The sequence below is a fragment of the Microbacterium sp. Bi128 genome, assembly GCF_918698205.1.
On the sequence record NZ_CAKKMM010001522.1, the window covers coordinates 1 to 1,168 of the forward strand.

At 69.6% G+C, this 1,168-nt stretch carries 2 protein-coding genes; both read right to left on the bottom strand.

Annotation, left to right across the window (positions count from 1 at the left end):
- A partial coding sequence (locus LQV45_RS34215) for a GAF domain-containing protein (protein WP_230012310.1) occupies positions 1 to 622 on the bottom strand: 622 nt, incomplete at its 3' end.
- 6 nt (positions 623 to 628) lie between these two features.
- A partial coding sequence (locus tag LQV45_RS34220) for a protein kinase (RefSeq protein ID WP_230012311.1) occupies positions 629 to 1,168 on the bottom strand: 540 nt, incomplete at its 5' end.

A 1,168-nucleotide genomic window follows, 5' to 3' on the forward strand; every position in this document is an offset into this window, starting at 1 on the left:
CCTCCAGCGCGGCAGTGTCCTCCTCGCTGAACTCGCGGGGCTCACGGTCCAGGATGCAGAAGGTGCCCAGGTTGTAGCCGTCCGGAGTGCGCAGCGGCACCCCGGCATAGAACTGCAGGCCGAACTCGCCTGCCACGAGGGGGTTGGCCAGCGTCCGGGGATCGTTGACGGCGTCCCGGACAATCCAGGCATCGCCCTGCAGGACGGCGGAGGCGCACAATCCGGGGTCCCGGCCGATTTCCGTGACATCCGTGCCGTGGTGGGACTTGAACCAGATGCGGTCATGGTCCACAACACTGACAATCGCCACGGGCACCGAGAACATGCGTGCGGCCAGCGCCGCGATCCGGTCAAAGACGCCGTCCGCGGGAGTGTCCAGGATCCGGTACCGCTCGACCGCACGCATGCGCCCTTCTTCGTCGGTCAACAGCGCGGCCGGGTCCCGGCGGCGGCGTCCTGTGCCGCTGATGACTTCCTGGCGCAGGGCCAGGGACACTTCCCGGGCCGGCGGGCGGGCGGCCGGATCCCTGTCCAGCATGGAGGTCAGCAGGGCCGCCCACATGGGCGCGATGTCTTCGGGGACGTCCGGGTCGTGGAGCAACCGGGCCAGGGCGGACTGCACCGGCGACTAGACGTCGCTGGCGGGGCCTGCCGGTTCGCCGGCAGCCTGTTCAGGGCTGAGGTAGGCCGGGGTGCCGGAGCTGTCATCGGGGTCGCCGTGGTGGCCTTCGCGGATGGTGATGGCCACGCCGAAGTCGCTGAGTTTGGCGCGGGCGCGCCGGTCCTCGACGCTGTAGTCCACGAGCAGGATGTTGGCCGGCTTGACGTCCCGGTGGATGATGCCGTGGTGGTGGATGTGCGCAAGACCGTCGGCGAGATCGTGTCCGATCAGCGCCATGTGGGCCGCCGACAGCGGACCCTCGGCCGAGCGGCGGCGCAGGTCGGGGCCGCGGACGAGTTCCATCACCAGATAACTGAGCCGGCGGGTCGGGTCGCTGAGGTCCGTGCCGGCGTCGAACAGTGTCACGAGGGCGTGGTGGGCCATCCCCGCCAGGATCCGCACTTCATCGGCCTGCCTGCGGGTCCGCTCTTCGTCCACTGTCCCGTCGCGGAAGAGTTTGACTGCCACTTCACGCCCCAGGACCTCGTCCGTGGCACGGTACACGCT